Below are 16,166 nucleotides of genomic sequence, written 5' to 3'. Positions count from 1 at the left end.
CTTGCTTGGCCTACATGGAATTTCAAGGAACGGAAGGTTGAACCTATGACGAATATCCGGTGTCTGCGCCTGCACATGGCGGCGCTGTGCCTTTTGCTCGCGAGCCTGCTGGCCGCCGCGCTGGCTGGCTGCCATCAGCCCGCCGCTACCTCGAGCGACGGGGGAGAGAGCCTGGGCCTCATCAGCGTGCCTCCGCTGCTTTCGGTGGATATGGCCACGCTGCTAACGGCGCAGCAGGTTTCCGACGCCCTGGCGACGGAAGTAACCGGCCCCCAGATTTACGAGGAGGTCACGGCCCATTTCGAGTCGGAAGACGCTCTGACCACCGCCGACATCACCCTTAACGAGGTGACCCGGGAGGTCTTCGACGTCCAATTGGCCGTCATCCGGGAAACCTATACCGACCTGGAAGAAGCGCCCAACCTGGCGGACGCCGCCTTCTGGAGCCAGGAGAACAAGGAACTGATCCTTTACGGGAAGGGGTATATGGCGAGCATCGTGGTGGATATCCACGGCGTAAGCGAGGACAACGCCAACCTCCTGGGGGCCCGGCAGCTGGCCTCCCTCGTGCTGGATAAGCTATAAGAAAAAACGGGCCGTTTCGGCCCGTTTTTTTATCTATGCTTAAGCATGTAGGGGACAGCGCGAAGCGGTGGCCCCTACAAAAAGCCGCCCGCTAGGCGGGTGGGATTGTGGGCTTAAGCAAGAGCAACACCTTTCCTGGTATAATGACGATGTTCAAGCCGTCAAAAAAGAAGGAAAGGTGTTGCTCTATGGCACAAAGTTTAGCACATTCAAAATGGGTATGCAAGTACCACATCGTGTTCAGTCCGAAGTATCGAAGAAAGATCATCTACAACCAATTACGAGTGGATATACAGCAGTATATTCGGGATTTGTGCAAATGGAAGGGTGTGGAGATATTGGAGGGGCATATGATGCCCGACCATGTGCATCTGCTGTTGTCGATACCGCCGAAATATTGCGTCTCCAGCTTTATGGGGTACTTGAAAGGGAAATCGGCAATGATGATCTTTGAAAAACACGGGAATCTGAAGTACAAGTTCGGCAACAGGCACTTCTGGGCAACCGGGTATTACGTGAGTACCGTTGGACTGAATGAGGCAACCATCAAGAAATATATCCGAGAGCAGGAAAAGCAGGATATGCTCGAAGACAAATTGACTACCAAAGAATACGACGACCCTTTCAAGGGTAGCCGGTAGTCAGTCCACTACGGCTTGAACATAGTGAAAGCCAGCGTCTTTTAGGCGCTGGCCTTCCTATGCCCTTCTAGGGCTCCTTCATGCCACCCGTTTTACGGGTGGTCATGACTCCCAGCGCCCTCTTTTCCCGGAATCCCGGCTTTTTTGGCGTTTTTCTCACCTCCCGCCCCGCGCGGCATAGAATGGAGCAAGAAGCCAATGCAAGGGAAAGGGATGACCGATATGGGAGAGAACATATTGCTGGTGGCGGTGCTCCTGCTGGCGCTGTACGGCTGCACCCAGCTCATCCGCTGGCTGGTGCTGCGCCTCCTGACACCGCCGGCGCGGGATAAGGGCGTGCGCATCCTGCCGCTGAACGGCCATAGGGACGACTTGGAATACCTGGTGCGGGCCGCGGTGGTGCAGCGCCGTTGGGCGGGCCCGCTGCTCAAACCGGAACGGCTGATTCTGCTGGATACCGGCCTGGACGAGGAATCCCGGCAGGTGGCGGAGCTGCTTTGCCGGGACGCCGGCGTCGAGCTATGGGATCTGGACGCCCTGCTCGAGCAGTTCCACGAAGGGGCGTCGGTGCCGGAATAACCGGCGGTTTTCCCGCGGCCCCTTTACAACCGGGGGCGGTTCCACTATAATAGAATGTATGTTTGGCGAACCGGGTTGGAAAGGCGTTGGAGCGTATGGAATACCAAAGGGAAGACGAGGGCCTGCAGTCCCTGACCGGCACCGTGGAACGGGTGGTGTTCCGCAACGAGGAAAACGGCTGGACGGTGCTGGAGCTGGAGGCGGAAGACGAGCTGCACAAGGTGGTGGGGGTGCTCCCCTCGGTCAACGTGGGGGAGCGCCTGCGCCTGCTCGGCGCCTGGGTGGAACACGCCAGCTTTGGTCACCAGTTCCGGGCGGAACACTGCGAATCCCAGTTGCCCACCAACGCGGCCGCCATCCTGCGGTATCTCTCCTCCGGCGCGGTCAAAGGCGTCGGCTCCGCCACCGCTGTGCGCATCGTGGAGAAGTTCGGGGAGGAGACCCTGAACATCCTGGAGCAGGATCCCCTCCGCCTGGCCGAAATCCGGGGCATCAGCCGGGACAAGGCCAAGAAAATCGGGGAGGATTTCGCCTCCCAGTTCGGCCTGCGGGAGGTCATGATGACCTTTTCCCCCTATGGACTGACCCCCAACGAGGCGCTGCGCTGCTGGAAAAAGTGGGGCGCCGCCACCATCAAGAAAATCCGGGACAACCCGTATCTGCTCTGCTCCACCGGCCTGTACATCGGGTTCGAGCGGGCGGATCAAATCTGCATGGCCATGAACGGCGAGGCGGACAGCGCCAACCGCATTGAGGCCGGCCTGCAATACATCCTGCGGCATAACCTGAACAACGGCCATACCTGCCTGCCGGCGGACAAGCTGGTTCCCACCGCCGTCACCCTGCTGAACGTCCCGCTGGAGAGAATCGAGGCTGTGCTGGCCGAAATGATCGCCGGCCTCGACGTGCGGGAGGTGGTCATGGGTGGCCGCTCCTATATCTACCTGCCCCATCTGTATCAGGCGGAGAAATACGCCGCCTCCCGCATCTGTCTCATGACCGGCTTCCCGCCGGCGGTCAGCCGAAATATCGAGGCCGGCATCGACGCCATCGAGGCCAGCAACCACATCCATTACGAGGCCCAGCAGCGCCGCGCCATCGTGGAAGCGGTGACCAAGGGCGTGCTGGTGCTCACCGGCGGCCCCGGCACCGGCAAGACCACCACCCTGCGCGCCATCATCACCCTGCTGGAGGGGATGGGGGAGACGGTGGCCATCGCCGCCCCCACCGGCCGCGCCGCCAAGCGGATTTCCGAGCTGACCGGCTGCGAGGCCAAGACCATCCACCGCCTGCTGGAGGTGCAGTGGGACGAGGCGGACGCCGCCGTCTTCGCCCGCAATGAGAAAAATCCCCTGGATGCCGACGCCCTGGTGGTGGACGAGGTGTCCATGGTAGACGTGCTGCTTTTCGACAGCCTGCTGCGCGCCCTGAAATCCGGCTGCCGCCTGATCCTGGTGGGGGATACCGACCAGCTCCCCGCCGTCGGCCCCGGCAGCGTGCTCCACGATCTCATCGACAGCGGCGTGCTCCCGGTGGTGCAGTTGACCGAGGTGTTCCGCCAGGCGCAGGAGAGCCATATCATCCTGAACGCCCACCGCATCGTCAGCGGCCAGCAGCCCGAGCTGTCCTATAAGCAGGGGGATTTCTTCTTCCTGCGGCAGACCAGCCCCCAGGGCGTGACCCGCACGGTGCTCGACCTGTGCGCCCGCCGCCTGCCCGACTCCTACGGCTATACCGTGTTCAACGGCCTGCAGGTGCTCTGCCCCGGCCGCAAAGGGGAGCTGGGCACCCGCGAGCTGAACCGCCGCCTGCAGGAGCTGCTCAATCCCCCCGCGTCGGAAAAGAACGAGCTGACGGTGGAAGGCGTGCTGCTGCGCACAGGGGACAAGGTGATGCACACCCGCAACAACTATGACATCGGCTGGACGCGGGACGACGGGGAGTTCGGTAGCGGCGTGTTCAACGGGGATATCGGCGTGCTCGAGCAGGTGGATCCCCGCGGCGAAAGCGTCGCCGTGCGGTACGACGATCGGGTGGCCCTCTACTCCCGGCAGGACGCGCAGGATCTTGAGTTGGCCTACGCCGCCACCGTGCACAAAAGCCAGGGCAGCGAGTTCGAGGCCGTGGTCGTCCCGCTGTATCACAACCAGCGGCAGCTGTGCTATCGCAATCTGCTGTATACCGCCGTCACCCGGGCCAAATCCCTGCTCATCCTGGTGGGCAGCCGGGACACCATCCAGGAGATGGTGGAGAATAATCGCAAGACCCTGCGCTATAGCGGCCTGCGCTATTTCCTGCTGGAGGCCGGCGCTATGGACCTGTAACAAACCGGGGGGATCCTATGCATCGTTTAAAAGAACTGCGTTTGGAAAAGAAATATACCCAGGTAAAAATTCAGATGCTCACCGGTATCGACCAGAGCGATTATTCCAAAATGGAGAAGGGCACGCGGTATATGAGCCTGGAGCAGTGCCGTCGGCTGGCGCTTGCCTTGGGCACCAGCATGGATGACCTCGCCGGTCTCACCGACGAGAAAGCGCCCTATCCGCGGGTAAAGCCGTGAGGCGGCTGAGCGCCGTCCGCCGGCTGCTGGCCATCCTCTTCCCGGAGCGGTGTGCCTACTGCGGCCAGGTCGTCCGCTGCGGGGAGGGCTGCTGCCCCCGCTGCGCCGAAAGCCTGCCCCGCATCCTCCCGCCCGTCTGCCCGCTCTGCGGCCGGGGAAAGGCGAGTTGTACCTGCCGCGGCCATCGCGGCCCCCTGGACGGCCTGGCCGCCCCGTTTACCTACGAGGGCGCGGTTCGGCAGGGCATCCTGCGCCTGAAGGAGGAGGGGGACGCTACCGCCGCCACCACCCTGGCCGCCGAAATGGCGGATGCCGTCCGCCGTGCCTGGCCCGAAGCCGCCCCGGAGCTGGCCGTACCCGTGCCCGTCACCCGGCGCAAACGGACGCGTAAAGGCTTCAACCAGGCCGCCCTGCTGGCCGAAGCCCTGGCCCGGGAGTTGAATATCCCCTGTGTGAAGGCCCTCGTCAAATGCCGGGAAACCCGGCCCCAGAAGGAGCTGGCCGCCTGGCAGCGCAGCGGCAATTTACTGGGCGCCTTCGACGTGCGCCCCGGCACGCCGCTGGCCGGCAAATGCGTCCTCCTGGTTGACGACGTCTCCACCACTGGGGCTACGCTGGAGGAATGTGCCAAAATGCTGAAGATTCAAGGCGCCGCCCAGGTGCTGGGCATCGCGGCCGCCCTCACCCCCGGCAAAAAAGAGGCGGCTTGTCAAAAAAGGGAATCTGACATATAATAAGGAAAGCCGTCTGAAATCGTCGGACTCTGCCGTAAAGGATGGGATGAACCAATGCCCGGCATGGATCTGGGAATCGACCTGGGAACCTCCCAGGTGGTCATATATGCGTCCGGCAAGGGCGTGGTGCTCAAGGAGCCGGCCGTCATCGCGGTGGACAGCCGCGACGGCCACATCGTCGCCTGCGGCCAGGAGGCCTACGATATGCTGGGGCGCACGCCGGACTCCATTACCGCCGTGCGTCCGCTGGCCAAGGGCGTCATCGCGGACTACGATTACGCCGAGCGGATGCTGCGCTACTTTGTGCGCAAGGTCTGCGCCTATAAGATTTTGAAGCCCCGCGCCGCCGTCAGCGTCCCTGCCTCTGTCACCGAGGTGGAGCAGCGGTCGGTGGTGGAAGCGGTTTCCGCGGCCGGTGTGCGCCGGGTGGTGCTCATCGAGGAGGCCGTGGCCGCGGCCATCGGCGCCGGCCTGGACGTCAGCGCCGCCCGGGGCAGCATGGCGGTCAACATCGGCGGCGGCACCACCGATGTGGCCGTGCTGTCCCTCAAGGGCATCTCCACGTCCAGCTCCCTGCGGGTGGGCGGCGACGACATGGACGCCGCCATTGTCCGCTATCTGCGTACCAAATATAATCTTATCATCGGCACCCGCATGGCTGAAAGCATCAAAAAGTCCATCGGCTCCGCCATGCCGCCGGAGACTGCCTCTGTGATGGAGGCCAAGGGCCGGGACGCTCTCACCGGCCTGCCTGCCGTGCGCCCGGTGGACGCCCTGGAAATCGGGGAGGCCCTGTCTGAACCGCTGATGGAGATGCTCTCCGGTGTGCAGCGGGTGCTGGAAACCACCCCGCCGGAGCTGGCGGGCGACGTCATGGAGCACGGCATGGTGCTCACCGGCGGCGGTGCAAAGCTCGTCGGCCTCGCCCAGTTTATCCAGACCAATACAGGCGTCTCCTGCCGGGTGGCCGAACAGCCGGACGAATGCGTGGCCGTCGGCACGGGCAAGGCGCTGAAATTTGCCAAGCTCCTGTCCGCCGGTGTCTACGATGTCGACCAATTCAGCTACCATTTGTCCGAAACCTTGACCAATTAAACGCCGAAATCCCCCCGGAACCGTCGTTCCGGGGGGATCTTTTTTATTTATTCGTCGTCCTGATAAATCAGCGCCTTGATGGTCACGATCCGGTCACCGCCGGCGTTTTCCTCGCCCGGCGCGGAATCGGTCCCGCAGATTTTGCAGGCGTCCCGCACCTCGTCGCCCGCCGCGCAGATGGCCAGCTCCAGCCCCGTCTGGGAGGCGATGCAGGCCCGCTGCTGCCCGGAAACCACCTCGGCGTGTCCGCATTCGCAGGGGAAAATCGGCACGGGTTCAAGCCTGCCCCGGCCCTCCATGGCTCGGCGCAGGCTCGGGCAGTACAGTAGGTCCGACGGTTGCAGCCGCGTGCCGGGGGACAGGTAAAAGTCCGCCGCGACGCCCAGGGAGCACTGCCCGGTTTTTAAAAAATAACAGGTGGATTTATTCAAAGAAATCGTGGCTTCCAGCTTGCCCTTTATCACGCGCATACTCGTCACCTACATCCGGCGGAGAGAAACTCCGCTGAAAAAACATGGGCCGGATCCGCTTGGCGCGGATGGATTCCCCACCGTGCCCCGGCAATAGGGTTTCAGTGTATCATGTTTGGCACAAAAAGGCAAGATAAACGGCGGCGGAAAAGCCTCCAAAAAACCGACAGGGGTTTTAGCTTTACAGGTTGTCTGTTCAAAAAATCGGCAAAATTTTCGTCATAGAAGCTCTTCCCAAAACAGCCAAATGTCCCTGACTGAAAATTAATTTCTGGGTAAATACTTTTTTTGAGCAGTGGGATAGTAATAGAGGCTGGCGGAGAACCGACAGCTTGTGTCATGAAACACACACATCCATATATATAGGGAAATAGGCGCAGAATAGGCGGCGGCTTTTCCCCCATCGAAAGGATCGATTCGCTATGAAAAAGATGATACGGGGAGTTTGTGGGTTCCTCGCGCTGACCTGCGGGCTCCTCATGGGGGCGATCATCACCCTGTCCCACCAGCTTCCGGAGCAATTCAGCGTGGTGGAGGGCACGCCCCTGAATCTGAACGGTGCCGTGGAGGCGGGCGCGCCCCGTTCGGCTTCGGGGCAGACGGTGGAGACCGCGTCCCTCGCCGCGGGCAGCAGCTATACCGCTCCGCTCCGCCTGTTCGGCATGTTTCCCGTCAAAAACGTAGCTGTAAAGGTTGTTGACTTGCCGGTTGTGGTCCCTTGCGGCACCCCCTTCGGCATCAAGATGTTTACCGACGGCGTGCTGGTCGTGGGGATGTCGGATGTGGATACCGCTTCTGGCTCGCACAACCCCGCACGCAGCGCCGGTATCAAAACCGGCGATGTTATCGTCTCTATCGACAAGAAAATCGTGAACACGACGGAGCAGGTCGCCAAAATGGTGGAGGAATCGGGCGGAAAGACCATGGTGTTCCACATCCGCCGGGATAATATCGCCTTCGACGTGAAATTCGTACCCGCCAAATCGGTCAATGAAAACCGCTGGAAGGCGGGCCTGTGGGTGCGGGACAGCTCCGCCGGCATCGGAACCCTCACCTTCTATAACCCTCAGACCAAAACCTTCGGCGGCCTTGGCCACGCGGTCTGCGACGTGGATACCGGCGAGGTGCTGCCCCTGTCCACCGGCGAAGTGGTGCCGGCCCGGATATACGGCGTGGAAAAAGGCGTATCCGGCGCTCCGGGCGAGCTGCGCGGCGGTTTTGAAGCCGGCACTTTGGGCCAGCTGAGCATCAACGGCGAAACCGGTATTTTCGGAAAACTCACCCATTTGCCCTCCGCCATGCAGACCGTGCCGGTCGCCATGAAACAGCAGGTGAAAACCGGTAAAGCCCAAGTCCTTACCACCATTGACGGCGTGAAGCCCAAACTGTATGATATCCGTATCGACCAGGTTCGCTACAATGATTCTTCCCCCACCCGCAACATGGTGATTGTCATTACCGACCCGGAATTGCTGGAAAAAACAGGCGGAATCGTGCAGGGGATGAGCGGCTCGCCTATTTTACAGGACGGGAAATTGGTCGGAGCCGTTACCCACGTGTTCGTCAACGATCCGACAAAAGGCTTTGCAATCTTTGCGGAAAACATGCTGAAAACGGCGGACTCCGTCAAGACAGAGTCGGCAGCGGCATAAGTGGAAAGCTGATTGACTTTACAGAGAAGTGGGAACCTTTTGCAGGATTTCGTCGAATGGCTGGTGGATTTATCCAAATTCTTTTCTCCTTTATTATTTTTCTCGCTTTTTCCGTAAAAAGACTTGGAAACCCCTTGTGTTTATTGGAAGTATATGGTAATATATGCAAGCCGGCAAAAAATGGAAATTAAATAATTGGGGGAGCATCAACAGATGGAAAACAAGATCAAGGTGTTGTTGGCAGATAACAGTGAGCATTTTGGTATCCCGTGTGCGAACGTCATGCGCAGTCATGGTCTGGATGTGGAAACGGTCGAAAAAGACGGCCGCCAGTTGCTCGGCAGTATCGAGCGTGGGCATCCCGACGTGGTTATCATGGATTTCTTTCTGCCCCGCCTCGACGCTATCGGCGTGATCAAAAGCGTACAAACCACCGCGGCTTCCAAGCCTCAGTTTATGGTGATGTCCAGCTTTGATAACCCCAACTTGGAGCGGGAGGCCATGCTGGCCGGTGCCGACTATTACTTTCTCAAACCCTTCGACACCGACGAAATGGCCGAACGCATTCTGTCTCTGTGCAGCAAAAAGCGGGTGGAATCCATCCGCTCCGCCAAGCCCGCCGTTACCGCGAGCGGCAGCCTGGAAATGCGGGTGACGGAAATCATCCATCAAATCGGTGTGCCGGCCCATATCAAAGGATATCAGTACCTGCGGGATGCCATCCTCATGGCCATTGAGGACGACGACATCATCAACGCGGTGACCAAGCGCTTGTATCCGGCTGTCGCGAAAAAGCACAGCACCACTTCTTCCCGCGTGGAACGGGCCATCCGTCACGCCATCGAGGTGGCTTGGGATCGCGGCGACGTGGATGTGCTCAATTCTTACTTCGGCTACACCATCCATAACGGCCGCGGCAAGCCCACCAACAGCGAGTTCATCGCCATGATCTCGGATAAATTCCGGCTGCAGCTGAAAATTTCCTGACGATCGAAAAGCCTTCGGATGAAAGTTCCCCGCCGGAATTTTCATCCGAAGGTTTTTCCTTTTTATCGATCTGTGGTATACTATCGGATAGATTCACGTGTAAAGGAGATGCAATCTGTATGTCGAAAATGGAAGACGTCCGCGCGCAAATGGTCCAGGCCATGAAAAGCGGCGAAAAGGAGCGGAAGGAAGCCCTTTCCATGCTGCTGGCCGCCCTGAAAGCAAAATTCATCGATAAACGGGAGGAGCTGACGGAGGAGGAGGAAAACGCCGTTGTCCTTCGGGAACTCAAACAGACCAAGGAAACCCTGGCGTCCGCGCCTGCCGATCGCGCGGATATCCGGGAACAGTGCGAACGGCGCATTACCGTCCTTCAGGAGTTCGCCCCCCGGGAGATGAGCGAGGAGGAGATCCGCGCGCAGATTCAGGCCTCCCTGGCCGCTCTCGGTATTGAGCAGCCCACCATCCGGGACAAGGGGCGCTTGATGAAGGAGTTAATGCCCCGCGTTAAGGGAAAGGCCGACGGCGCCCTGGTCAACCGGCTGGTCACCGAACTGCTGGCTTAAAGCGCCCGAAAGGAAAAGACCGCCATGGAAATCGAACGAAAATTTTTGATAGACGGCTTTCCCTCCGACCTGCCCCTGCTCAAGGAGTCGGAGGTGGAACAAGGGTATCTGGCCACCGCCCCGGTGGTACGCATCCGCCGGGAAACCGTCGGAGGCGCCCCCTCCCATGTCCTGTGCTTCAAGGGAAAGGGGACGATCGCCCGGCAGGAGGTCGAGCTGCCCCTGACCGCCGAAACCTTTCGGCAGCTGGAGGATCTGCTGCCCGCGCCCATGATCCGCAAAACCTACAAGGTCTACGCCCTGCCGGACGGCCTCCGCTTGGAGGTCAGCCTGGTGGATGCGGGTACGCCCCGCGCGTTTTTTTACGCCGAGGTGGAATTCGATACGCTGGAGCAGGCACGCGCCTTCGTTCCGCCCGCCTGCCTCGGCCGCGACGTGACCGAGGAGCCGGGCTGGTCGATGGGCGCCTACTGGGAAAAAACCAGAATGCATCAATAAAACAGGCGATCGGCGGTTAAGCCGATCGCCTGTTTTATAGTTAACGGTTTTACGGAGAATTATAAGGGCAGGGTGCGGCGCATCATTTTTTTCATGGGGATGCAGACTCCGCAGGCCACCAGGCCGCCCACAATCGCCTCCAGCACGCCATTGGTCAGAATGGTGGTGCCGATGATGCCCAGCAGGAGATTGAAGGAAATGTCCATGGCCGTGGCGTAGCTTTTACCGAAAAAGACATAAATCCCGCCCATGACCAGCAGCGTGTTTGTCAGGCTGCCCAGTACACCGCTGACGGCGTAAATCACGCCGGTCGCGCCTTTTTTACCGTCCAGCAGCCGGCTGAGCAGCTTGAACATCAGGCTGGCCACCACGCCGGTCAGAATGCGGGGCACGAAACAGATGACGAGACTCCAAAAATTCCCCGGCGCGGCGGTGGGGGTGAACACGAAGGCCGTGACCGGGTTGGGGGGCATGAAGGTCCAGACGATGAAGCTGAACAGGCCGGCGGCAAAGCCCATGGCCGCCCCCGCGCCGGTGCCCAGCAGGATGCCGGCCACAATGACCGGCAGCATCGCCAGGGTAGCGACCAGTGGGCCGATGGGGATGCTGCCCAGCGGCGTGAAGCAGACGATCGCCTCCAGCGCCAGCAGAATGGCGAATTGCGCGATGAACAGGGTGTTTGGTTTCTTCTTGGACAGTGTTGCCATAGGGAATCATCCTTTCGCTGCTGTTCCTTATTACGGATACAGCGCAGTATATCTATGTAAACACATCGGTCCGGCGCCTGTGCGGCCGGGGCTGAAGCGCCTTGCGGCTGCTTCGCCCGGGCGCCGATAAGGCCCTGCCCGGCGTGTTGTTGTACGCTTAAACCTTGCCCTTATTCTTTTCGTAGATCATCCGCAGCCCCTCCAGCAGCAGATCGTCCACATAGGTGATTTTGCGCCGGCAGTGGGGGACGATTTCGCGCCCCAGCCCGCCGGTGGCCACGATGACCGCCGGGTAGCCCAGCTCCGCCTCGATGCGGTCGCACATGCCGTCCAGCATGGCCGCCGTGCCGTACACCGCGCCCGACTGCATGGAATCGTTGGAGTTGCCTCCGATGACCTTGGCGGGGGTCTCCAGGCTGATGCGGGGCAGCAGGGAGGCCCGGGAGATCAAGGAGTCGAAGGAGGTATAAACCCCCGGCATGATGGCGCCGCCCAGGAACGCACCGGTTTTGTCCACCACCGACACGGTGGTGGCGGTGCCCAGGTCCCAGATGACGCAGGGCGCGCCGAAGCGCGCCACCGCCGCCACCGCCCCCACCAGCAGGTCGGGTCCCAGCTGGGCGGGGTTGTCGATGCGGATGTTGACGCCGGTTTTGGTGCCCGGCCCCACCATCAGTGGGGTGACGCCGGTGACCTTTTTCACCGCCCCGCGGATCGCGTGCTCCAGCGGCGGCACCACCGAGCTGATGATCGCCCCTTCGAAATCATGGGTGTTGATGCCATACAGACGCAGAATGTCCATCAGGTCGATGGCGTATTGATCCTCCATCTTGGTGCGATCCGTCGCCACGCGGGATTCCAGCATCAGCCGGGTTCCCTCGAACACCCCGATGGTGATATTGGTGTTGCCCATGTCCAGCGCCAGCAGCATGCCGCGTCCATCCCTTCCGCCCGTGAATTTTCCTGTACGTTTAGTATACCATGCCGGACGGGCGGCATGCAAGCATTCCTCTTGCATATCGGACCAAAAGCGGTTAGAATAATAGCGCGGCGAAATATGGAAAAATGGAGATTTTGTATGATTACTTATCACGATATCCGGCATAACGAGGAGGTCCGCGCTCTGATTGAGGCGGGCAACGAGGCCCTGGGCGTCCTGGGCTATACCGACCATGGGTACGCCCACGCGGGCCTGACCGCCAAGGTGGCGGGGGATCTGCTGGAAACCCTCGGCTATGACGAGCGCACCTGCGAGCTGGCCCGTATCGCCGGCTTTATGCACGATATCGGCAACGCGGTCAACCGGACGGATCACGCCCTGTCGGGCGCGGCCCTGGCGTTTCCCATCCTCCGCTCCCTGGGGATGGACGCGGGGGAGACGGCGGCTGTCATCACCGCCATCGGCAACCACGACGAAAAAACCGCCAACGCCGTCACCCCCCTGAGCGCGGCCCTGATCCTGGCGGATAAGAGCGACGTGCGCCGCAGCCGGGTGCGCATCTCCCTGGAGGCGAAAAATTTCGATATCCACGACCGGGTCAATTACGCGGTGGAGGAATCCTCTCTGACGGTACAGAAGGAGGAGGGGCTTATCACCCTGGCCCTGCGTATCGACACCTCCATCACCGCCGTGATGGACTATTTTGAAATTTTTCTTTCCCGCATGACCCTCTGCCGCGCCGCCGCCTCCTTCCTGGGCCTCGACTTCGAGCTGGTCATCAACGAAACCCGGATGCTGTAGGTTCGGCCTTCAAACTTTGTTTACGTTTGCCGCCTTGTATTTTCTCCGGCTTTCCGGTATAATAACAGGGTTATTTTGCAAATTCTGCCGGAAGGCTTTGGAAAGGACAGGACAAGCATGCTGAACGTACTGTTGCGGGGGCAGCTCGATTGGTTCACGATCGTCGCGAATCTGGCCGTCCTCTGCGTCGTGGCTTTTGTGGTGTTCCCCGCCAGGGGGATGGCCCAGGCCTTCGTCGCCTATAAGCTGGGCGACCCTACCGCGAAATATAATGGCCGCCTGACTATGAACCCCCTGGCCCATATGGATAAGTATGGCATCGTGGTGCTCTTTCTTTGCGGCCTGGGCTTTATCAAGCCCATTCCCATCAACTCTCGCAATTTCCGCAATCCCCGCCGGGATATGATTCTGACCATCCTGGCCGGGCCGGTCATGGGCCTGCTGGTCGGCATGCTGGGCGTGGCCTTGTACCGCGTGGGCCTTCTGTTTGTCACGAGCGCCGCCAGCGTGAGCAAGCTCTGGCTGATTCTGGAGTATATGTTCGCTGAAACCAACGTCCGCCTGGCGGTGCTGATGCTGCTGCCCTTGCCCTTTTTCGACGGGTATCAGATCCTGTCCTTCTTCCTGCCGCCCAAATGGGTGTACTTCATTGAGCAGAACGGCATGATGATCTCCCTGGTGGTGCTGGTGCTGCTCGTCAGCGGCGCCTTGAGCGTTCCGCTGGATGCGATTTCCACGCTGTTCATGAAGCTGTTCAACTTCATCTTCATGGTGCCGAGCAGTCTGAGATTCTTTTATTGAAGGAACAAAACGGGGGCCCTATGGACGTCATCTCGTACAAGCTGCCTGTCTTCGAGGGGCCGCTGGATTTGCTGCTCTTTTTGGTGCAGAAGAACAAACTGAATATCTACGACATCCCCATCGCCGAGGTGCTGGAGCAGTACATGGACGCCATCCGGCGGATGCAGGAGGTGGATTTGGACGTGGCCACCGAGTTCTTGGACATGGCGGCCCGTCTGGTGCAGATAAAATCCTCCATGCTGCTGCCCCGCCACGAGGAGGCGGAGGCGCTCAAACGGGAGCTCACCGGCGAGCTTATCGAGTATAAGCTCTGCCAGGAGGCGGCCCGCCGCCTGGCCGCCCGCAACGTGGGAGGCGACATTTTCACCAGGGAGCCGGAGGAGTTTGAGCCGGACATGACCTATCGCCGCACCCACGCTCCGTCCGAACTGCTGGACGCGTATCTCGCCGCGGCCGGCCGGGGCAAGCGCCGGCTTCCGCCGCCGCCCCAGGCTTTCAGCGGCATCGTGGCCCGCCGGATTGTGTCGGTGTCCTCCAAGATCATTTTCGTGCTCCGCCGCCTCTACCGCCGGCCATGCGTGTCCTACGATTCGCTGTTTGACTCCGCGTCCAACAAGTCGGAGCTGGTGGCCACCTTCCTGGCCCTGCTGGAGCTGGTGAAGGCCAAGCGGATCGCCGTGGACGGCGAGGGCACGGCCCAGAACGTGCGGATGTTGGAGCGGGACAACGCCCGCCGCGCCGCGAAAAGGGGAGCTGAGCATGGAAATTAAGGAATACCAGGCGGCTATTGAGGCCGTCCTGTTCGCTAGCGGGGAGCCGGTTGCCGCCACCCGCCTGGCAGAGGTTCTGGAGCTGGATTTGGAAACCGCCGTCCGCCTGGCCGACGACTGGCTGCAGGACGTCAACACCCGGGGTGGCGGCCTGCTGGCCGTCCGCCTGGGGGATAAATACCAGCTGTGTACCAACAAGGCGTATGCAGGCTACGTCCGCCGCGCCATGGATATCCGGCGCAACACCCCGCTGTCCCAGGCCGCTATGGAGGTGTTGGCCATCGTGGCCTATAACCAGCCGGTGACCAAGGCTTTCATCGAGCAGGTGCGCGGGGTGGACTGCGGCGCGGTGGTGCAGGGCCTGGCCGCCAAGGGCCTGATTGAGGAAAAAGGCCGCCTGGAGCTGCCTGGGCGTCCGCTTCTCTACGGTACCACGGCGGATTTTCTGCGCTGCTTCGGCGTCTCCACCCTGGACGAGCTGCCGCCCCTGCCTCAAAAGGAGGAGGACGGCATGGTGGAAACCACGCTGGAGGAGGTCATCGAGGAAGCGGACGGCGAGCCGCCATCCGACGGCTGACGATAAAATAAGAGGGAAAGGGGCGATGGCGTGGCCTTTATCATCTGGCTGTCGGTTTTGGGGTTGGTGCTGCTGATTGCCCTGGCCCCTATTACCCTGCGCGCCGCGTTTGACGGCGAACTGCTGGTGCGGCTGCGCATTTACGGCATTCCCTATACGATTGCGCCCCGAAAAAAGCGAAAACGTGCGAAAGCGGCCGGGCGCAAATCCGGAAAAATTTCAAAAAAAGCGATAAAAGCCGATAAAAAGCGGCGAAAAAACGACCCCCTGAGCATTTCGCAGATGCTCAAGGAGGACGGCGTGGGCGCGGTGCTCGCCTATCTGAAGGGAATGGTTTCCCTGATGAACACGCTGGTGCGGCGGATATTAAACGCCATAACGGTGGATCGCTTTCATCTCTCCCTGACCGTGGCTGGCGGGGACGCGGCTGAGACCGCTCTTCTCCACGCCGCCGCCTGTTCCATCGTGTTTCCCGCCTTATCTTCTATGCAATATGTGCTGAAAATCCGCCGCCGGGAGGTGCGGATTCAGCCGGATTTTGTAAATGGAGAAAACCAGGCGTCGTTTGATATCCGGCTGCGATCCTGCCCGGCGCGTATTTTGTGGGCGGGGCTGCGGTTTTTGATGGCATATATTGGCAATACTATCCGGGAACGGGAACAAGAAGCACAAACCGAACCGCCGCGGCCCAAGGCGCCCGCGGCGAAATGACGAGTACAGGAGGAATGGCAAATGGATAAGAACAACAGCGTACAGGGCCTGCTTGGCGCGTCCATGGAAAAAATCAAGGAGATGGTGGACGCCAACACGGTCATCGGCACCCCCATCAACGCAGCAGACGGCACGATTTTGATCCCGGTGTCCCGGATTTCCTACGGGTTTGCCTCGGGCGGCTCCGATTTGCCCAACAAGGCCAATGCCGAGCTGTTCGGCGGCGGCAGCGGCGCGGGCATCAACATCACGCCCATCGCCTTTCTGGTGATCGCGAACGGGGATGTCAAGCTCCTGCAGCTGGTGTCCAAGCCGGATTCCACCGATCGCCTGGTCAACCTGGTCCCGGATCTGGTGGATAAGGTGACTGGCCTGTTCAAGAAGGACAAGGATAAAGAGAAAACCGAAGGGGAAGAGACCAACGTCCAGCCGGAGGATTGACCCGTTTCGGTGCATGTATCGCCACCTGCCTGCATATGTCTAGTCGTG

20 protein-coding genes are annotated in these 16,166 nt (G+C 60.5%); 17 read left to right on the top strand and 3 right to left on the bottom strand.

All coding sequences use genetic code 11. From position 1 onward, the window contains the following. The first annotated feature begins 45 nt into the window (after positions 1 to 45). The 7 genes from ACSAMM_RS05885 (at position 46) to mreB (ending at position 6,197) form a co-directional block, all read left to right on the top strand. Positions 46 to 585, top strand: a complete 540-nt coding sequence (locus ACSAMM_RS05885; RefSeq protein ID WP_178725901.1) for a hypothetical protein — start codon at positions 46 to 48, stop codon at positions 583 to 585. A 188-nt stretch (positions 586 to 773) separates the two neighbouring features. After that, on the top strand, positions 774 to 1,226 hold the full coding sequence (tnpA, locus tag ACSAMM_RS05880) for an IS200/IS605 family transposase (RefSeq protein ID WP_457790176.1): 453 nt from the start codon (positions 774 to 776) through the stop codon (positions 1,224 to 1,226). A 222-nt stretch (positions 1,227 to 1,448) separates the two neighbouring features. Continuing rightward, positions 1,449 to 1,805: a hypothetical protein gene (locus ACSAMM_RS05875; RefSeq protein ID WP_457790419.1), complete on the top strand. Its 357-nt coding sequence runs from the start codon at positions 1,449 to 1,451 to the stop codon at positions 1,803 to 1,805. Positions 1,806 to 1,900: 95 nt separating this feature from the next. Continuing rightward, positions 1,901 to 4,129 carry an SF1B family DNA helicase RecD2 gene (recD2, locus tag ACSAMM_RS05870; protein ID WP_457790417.1) on the top strand — a complete coding sequence of 743 codons (2,229 nt, stop codon included), beginning with the start codon at positions 1,901 to 1,903 and terminating at the stop codon, positions 4,127 to 4,129. 17 nt (positions 4,130 to 4,146) lie between these two features. Beyond that, the gene (locus ACSAMM_RS05865) at positions 4,147 to 4,368 is read left to right on the top strand and encodes a helix-turn-helix domain-containing protein (protein WP_457790415.1); all 222 of its coding nucleotides are present in this window, start codon (positions 4,147 to 4,149) and stop codon (positions 4,366 to 4,368) included. Then, positions 4,365 to 5,102, top strand: coding sequence for a ComF family protein (locus ACSAMM_RS05860; protein WP_457790413.1), 738 nt, complete (start codon positions 4,365 to 4,367; stop codon positions 5,100 to 5,102). Before ACSAMM_RS05865 ends, ACSAMM_RS05860 begins: the two co-directional genes overlap by 4 nt. Positions 5,103 to 5,156: 54 nt before the next feature. Then, entirely contained in the window at positions 5,157 to 6,197 is a 1,041-nt protein-coding gene (gene mreB / locus ACSAMM_RS05855) for a rod shape-determining protein MreB (protein WP_178725887.1), read from the top strand. A 47-nt stretch (positions 6,198 to 6,244) separates the two neighbouring features. Here mreB and ACSAMM_RS05850 read toward each other — a convergent pair whose 3' ends face one another. Next, positions 6,245 to 6,667, bottom strand: a complete 423-nt coding sequence (locus ACSAMM_RS05850; RefSeq protein ID WP_178725885.1) for a hypothetical protein — start codon at positions 6,665 to 6,667, stop codon at positions 6,245 to 6,247. A gap of 422 nt (positions 6,668 to 7,089) precedes the next feature. On the opposite strand from ACSAMM_RS05850, the gene spoIVB reads away from it, so the two are divergent. The 4 genes from spoIVB (at position 7,090) to ACSAMM_RS05830 (ending at position 10,370) form a co-directional block, all read left to right on the top strand. Beyond that, positions 7,090 to 8,319, top strand: coding sequence for a SpoIVB peptidase (spoIVB, locus tag ACSAMM_RS05845; RefSeq protein ID WP_457790411.1), 1,230 nt, complete (start codon positions 7,090 to 7,092; stop codon positions 8,317 to 8,319). A 213-nt stretch (positions 8,320 to 8,532) separates the two neighbouring features. Further along, complete coding sequence (gene spo0A, locus ACSAMM_RS05840) at positions 8,533 to 9,306, top strand: sporulation transcription factor Spo0A (protein WP_457790409.1); 774 nt, start codon at positions 8,533 to 8,535, stop codon at positions 9,304 to 9,306. 119 nt (positions 9,307 to 9,425) lie between these two features. After that, positions 9,426 to 9,872, top strand: a complete 447-nt coding sequence (locus ACSAMM_RS05835) for a GatB/YqeY domain-containing protein (protein ID WP_457790407.1) — start codon at positions 9,426 to 9,428, stop codon at positions 9,870 to 9,872. A 24-nt stretch (positions 9,873 to 9,896) separates the two neighbouring features. Continuing rightward, positions 9,897 to 10,370, top strand: coding sequence for a CYTH domain-containing protein (locus ACSAMM_RS05830; protein ID WP_457790406.1), 474 nt, complete (start codon positions 9,897 to 9,899; stop codon positions 10,368 to 10,370). A gap of 59 nt (positions 10,371 to 10,429) precedes the next feature. On the opposite strand, the gene ACSAMM_RS05825 is transcribed toward ACSAMM_RS05830, so the two are convergent. Beyond that, entirely contained in the window at positions 10,430 to 11,077 is a 648-nt protein-coding gene (locus ACSAMM_RS05825) for an ECF transporter S component (RefSeq protein ID WP_178722114.1), read from the bottom strand. Between the two features lie 157 nt (positions 11,078 to 11,234). Further along, on the bottom strand, positions 11,235 to 12,008 hold the full coding sequence (locus tag ACSAMM_RS05820; protein WP_178722112.1) for a type III pantothenate kinase: 774 nt from the start codon (positions 12,006 to 12,008) through the stop codon (positions 11,235 to 11,237). Positions 12,009 to 12,155: 147 nt separating this feature from the next. Between ACSAMM_RS05820 and ACSAMM_RS05815 the strand changes: the two genes are divergently transcribed. The 6 genes from ACSAMM_RS05815 to ytfJ all read left to right on the top strand — a co-directional run bounded on the left by ACSAMM_RS05815 (position 12,156) and on the right by ytfJ (position 16,118). After that, a complete protein-coding gene (locus ACSAMM_RS05815; protein WP_457790403.1) occupies positions 12,156 to 12,818 on the top strand; it encodes an HD domain-containing protein in 663 nt (220 codons plus the stop codon). A gap of 117 nt (positions 12,819 to 12,935) precedes the next feature. After that, positions 12,936 to 13,619 (top strand): site-2 protease family protein, encoded by a 684-nt coding sequence (locus ACSAMM_RS05810; RefSeq protein WP_457790401.1) that lies wholly within the window; start codon positions 12,936 to 12,938, stop codon positions 13,617 to 13,619. A 20-nt stretch (positions 13,620 to 13,639) separates the two neighbouring features. After that, a complete protein-coding gene (locus ACSAMM_RS05805) occupies positions 13,640 to 14,389 on the top strand; it encodes a segregation and condensation protein A (protein ID WP_457790400.1) in 750 nt (249 codons plus the stop codon). Next, positions 14,379 to 14,966 (top strand): SMC-Scp complex subunit ScpB, encoded by a 588-nt coding sequence (gene scpB, locus ACSAMM_RS05800; RefSeq protein ID WP_457790399.1) that lies wholly within the window; start codon positions 14,379 to 14,381, stop codon positions 14,964 to 14,966. Before ACSAMM_RS05805 ends, scpB begins: the two co-directional genes overlap by 11 nt. Positions 14,967 to 14,996: 30 nt before the next feature. Then, positions 14,997 to 15,677, top strand: a complete 681-nt coding sequence (locus ACSAMM_RS05795; protein WP_457790397.1) for a DUF2953 domain-containing protein — start codon at positions 14,997 to 14,999, stop codon at positions 15,675 to 15,677. A 21-nt stretch (positions 15,678 to 15,698) separates the two neighbouring features. Next, entirely contained in the window at positions 15,699 to 16,118 is a 420-nt protein-coding gene (ytfJ, locus tag ACSAMM_RS05790) for a GerW family sporulation protein (protein WP_457790395.1), read from the top strand. The last annotated feature ends 48 nt before the right edge of the window (positions 16,119 to 16,166 follow it).

The sequence above is a fragment of the Anaeromassilibacillus sp. SJQ-5 genome (genome assembly GCF_054108045.1).
This window is presented reverse-complemented; position numbering and strand designations above follow the sequence as displayed.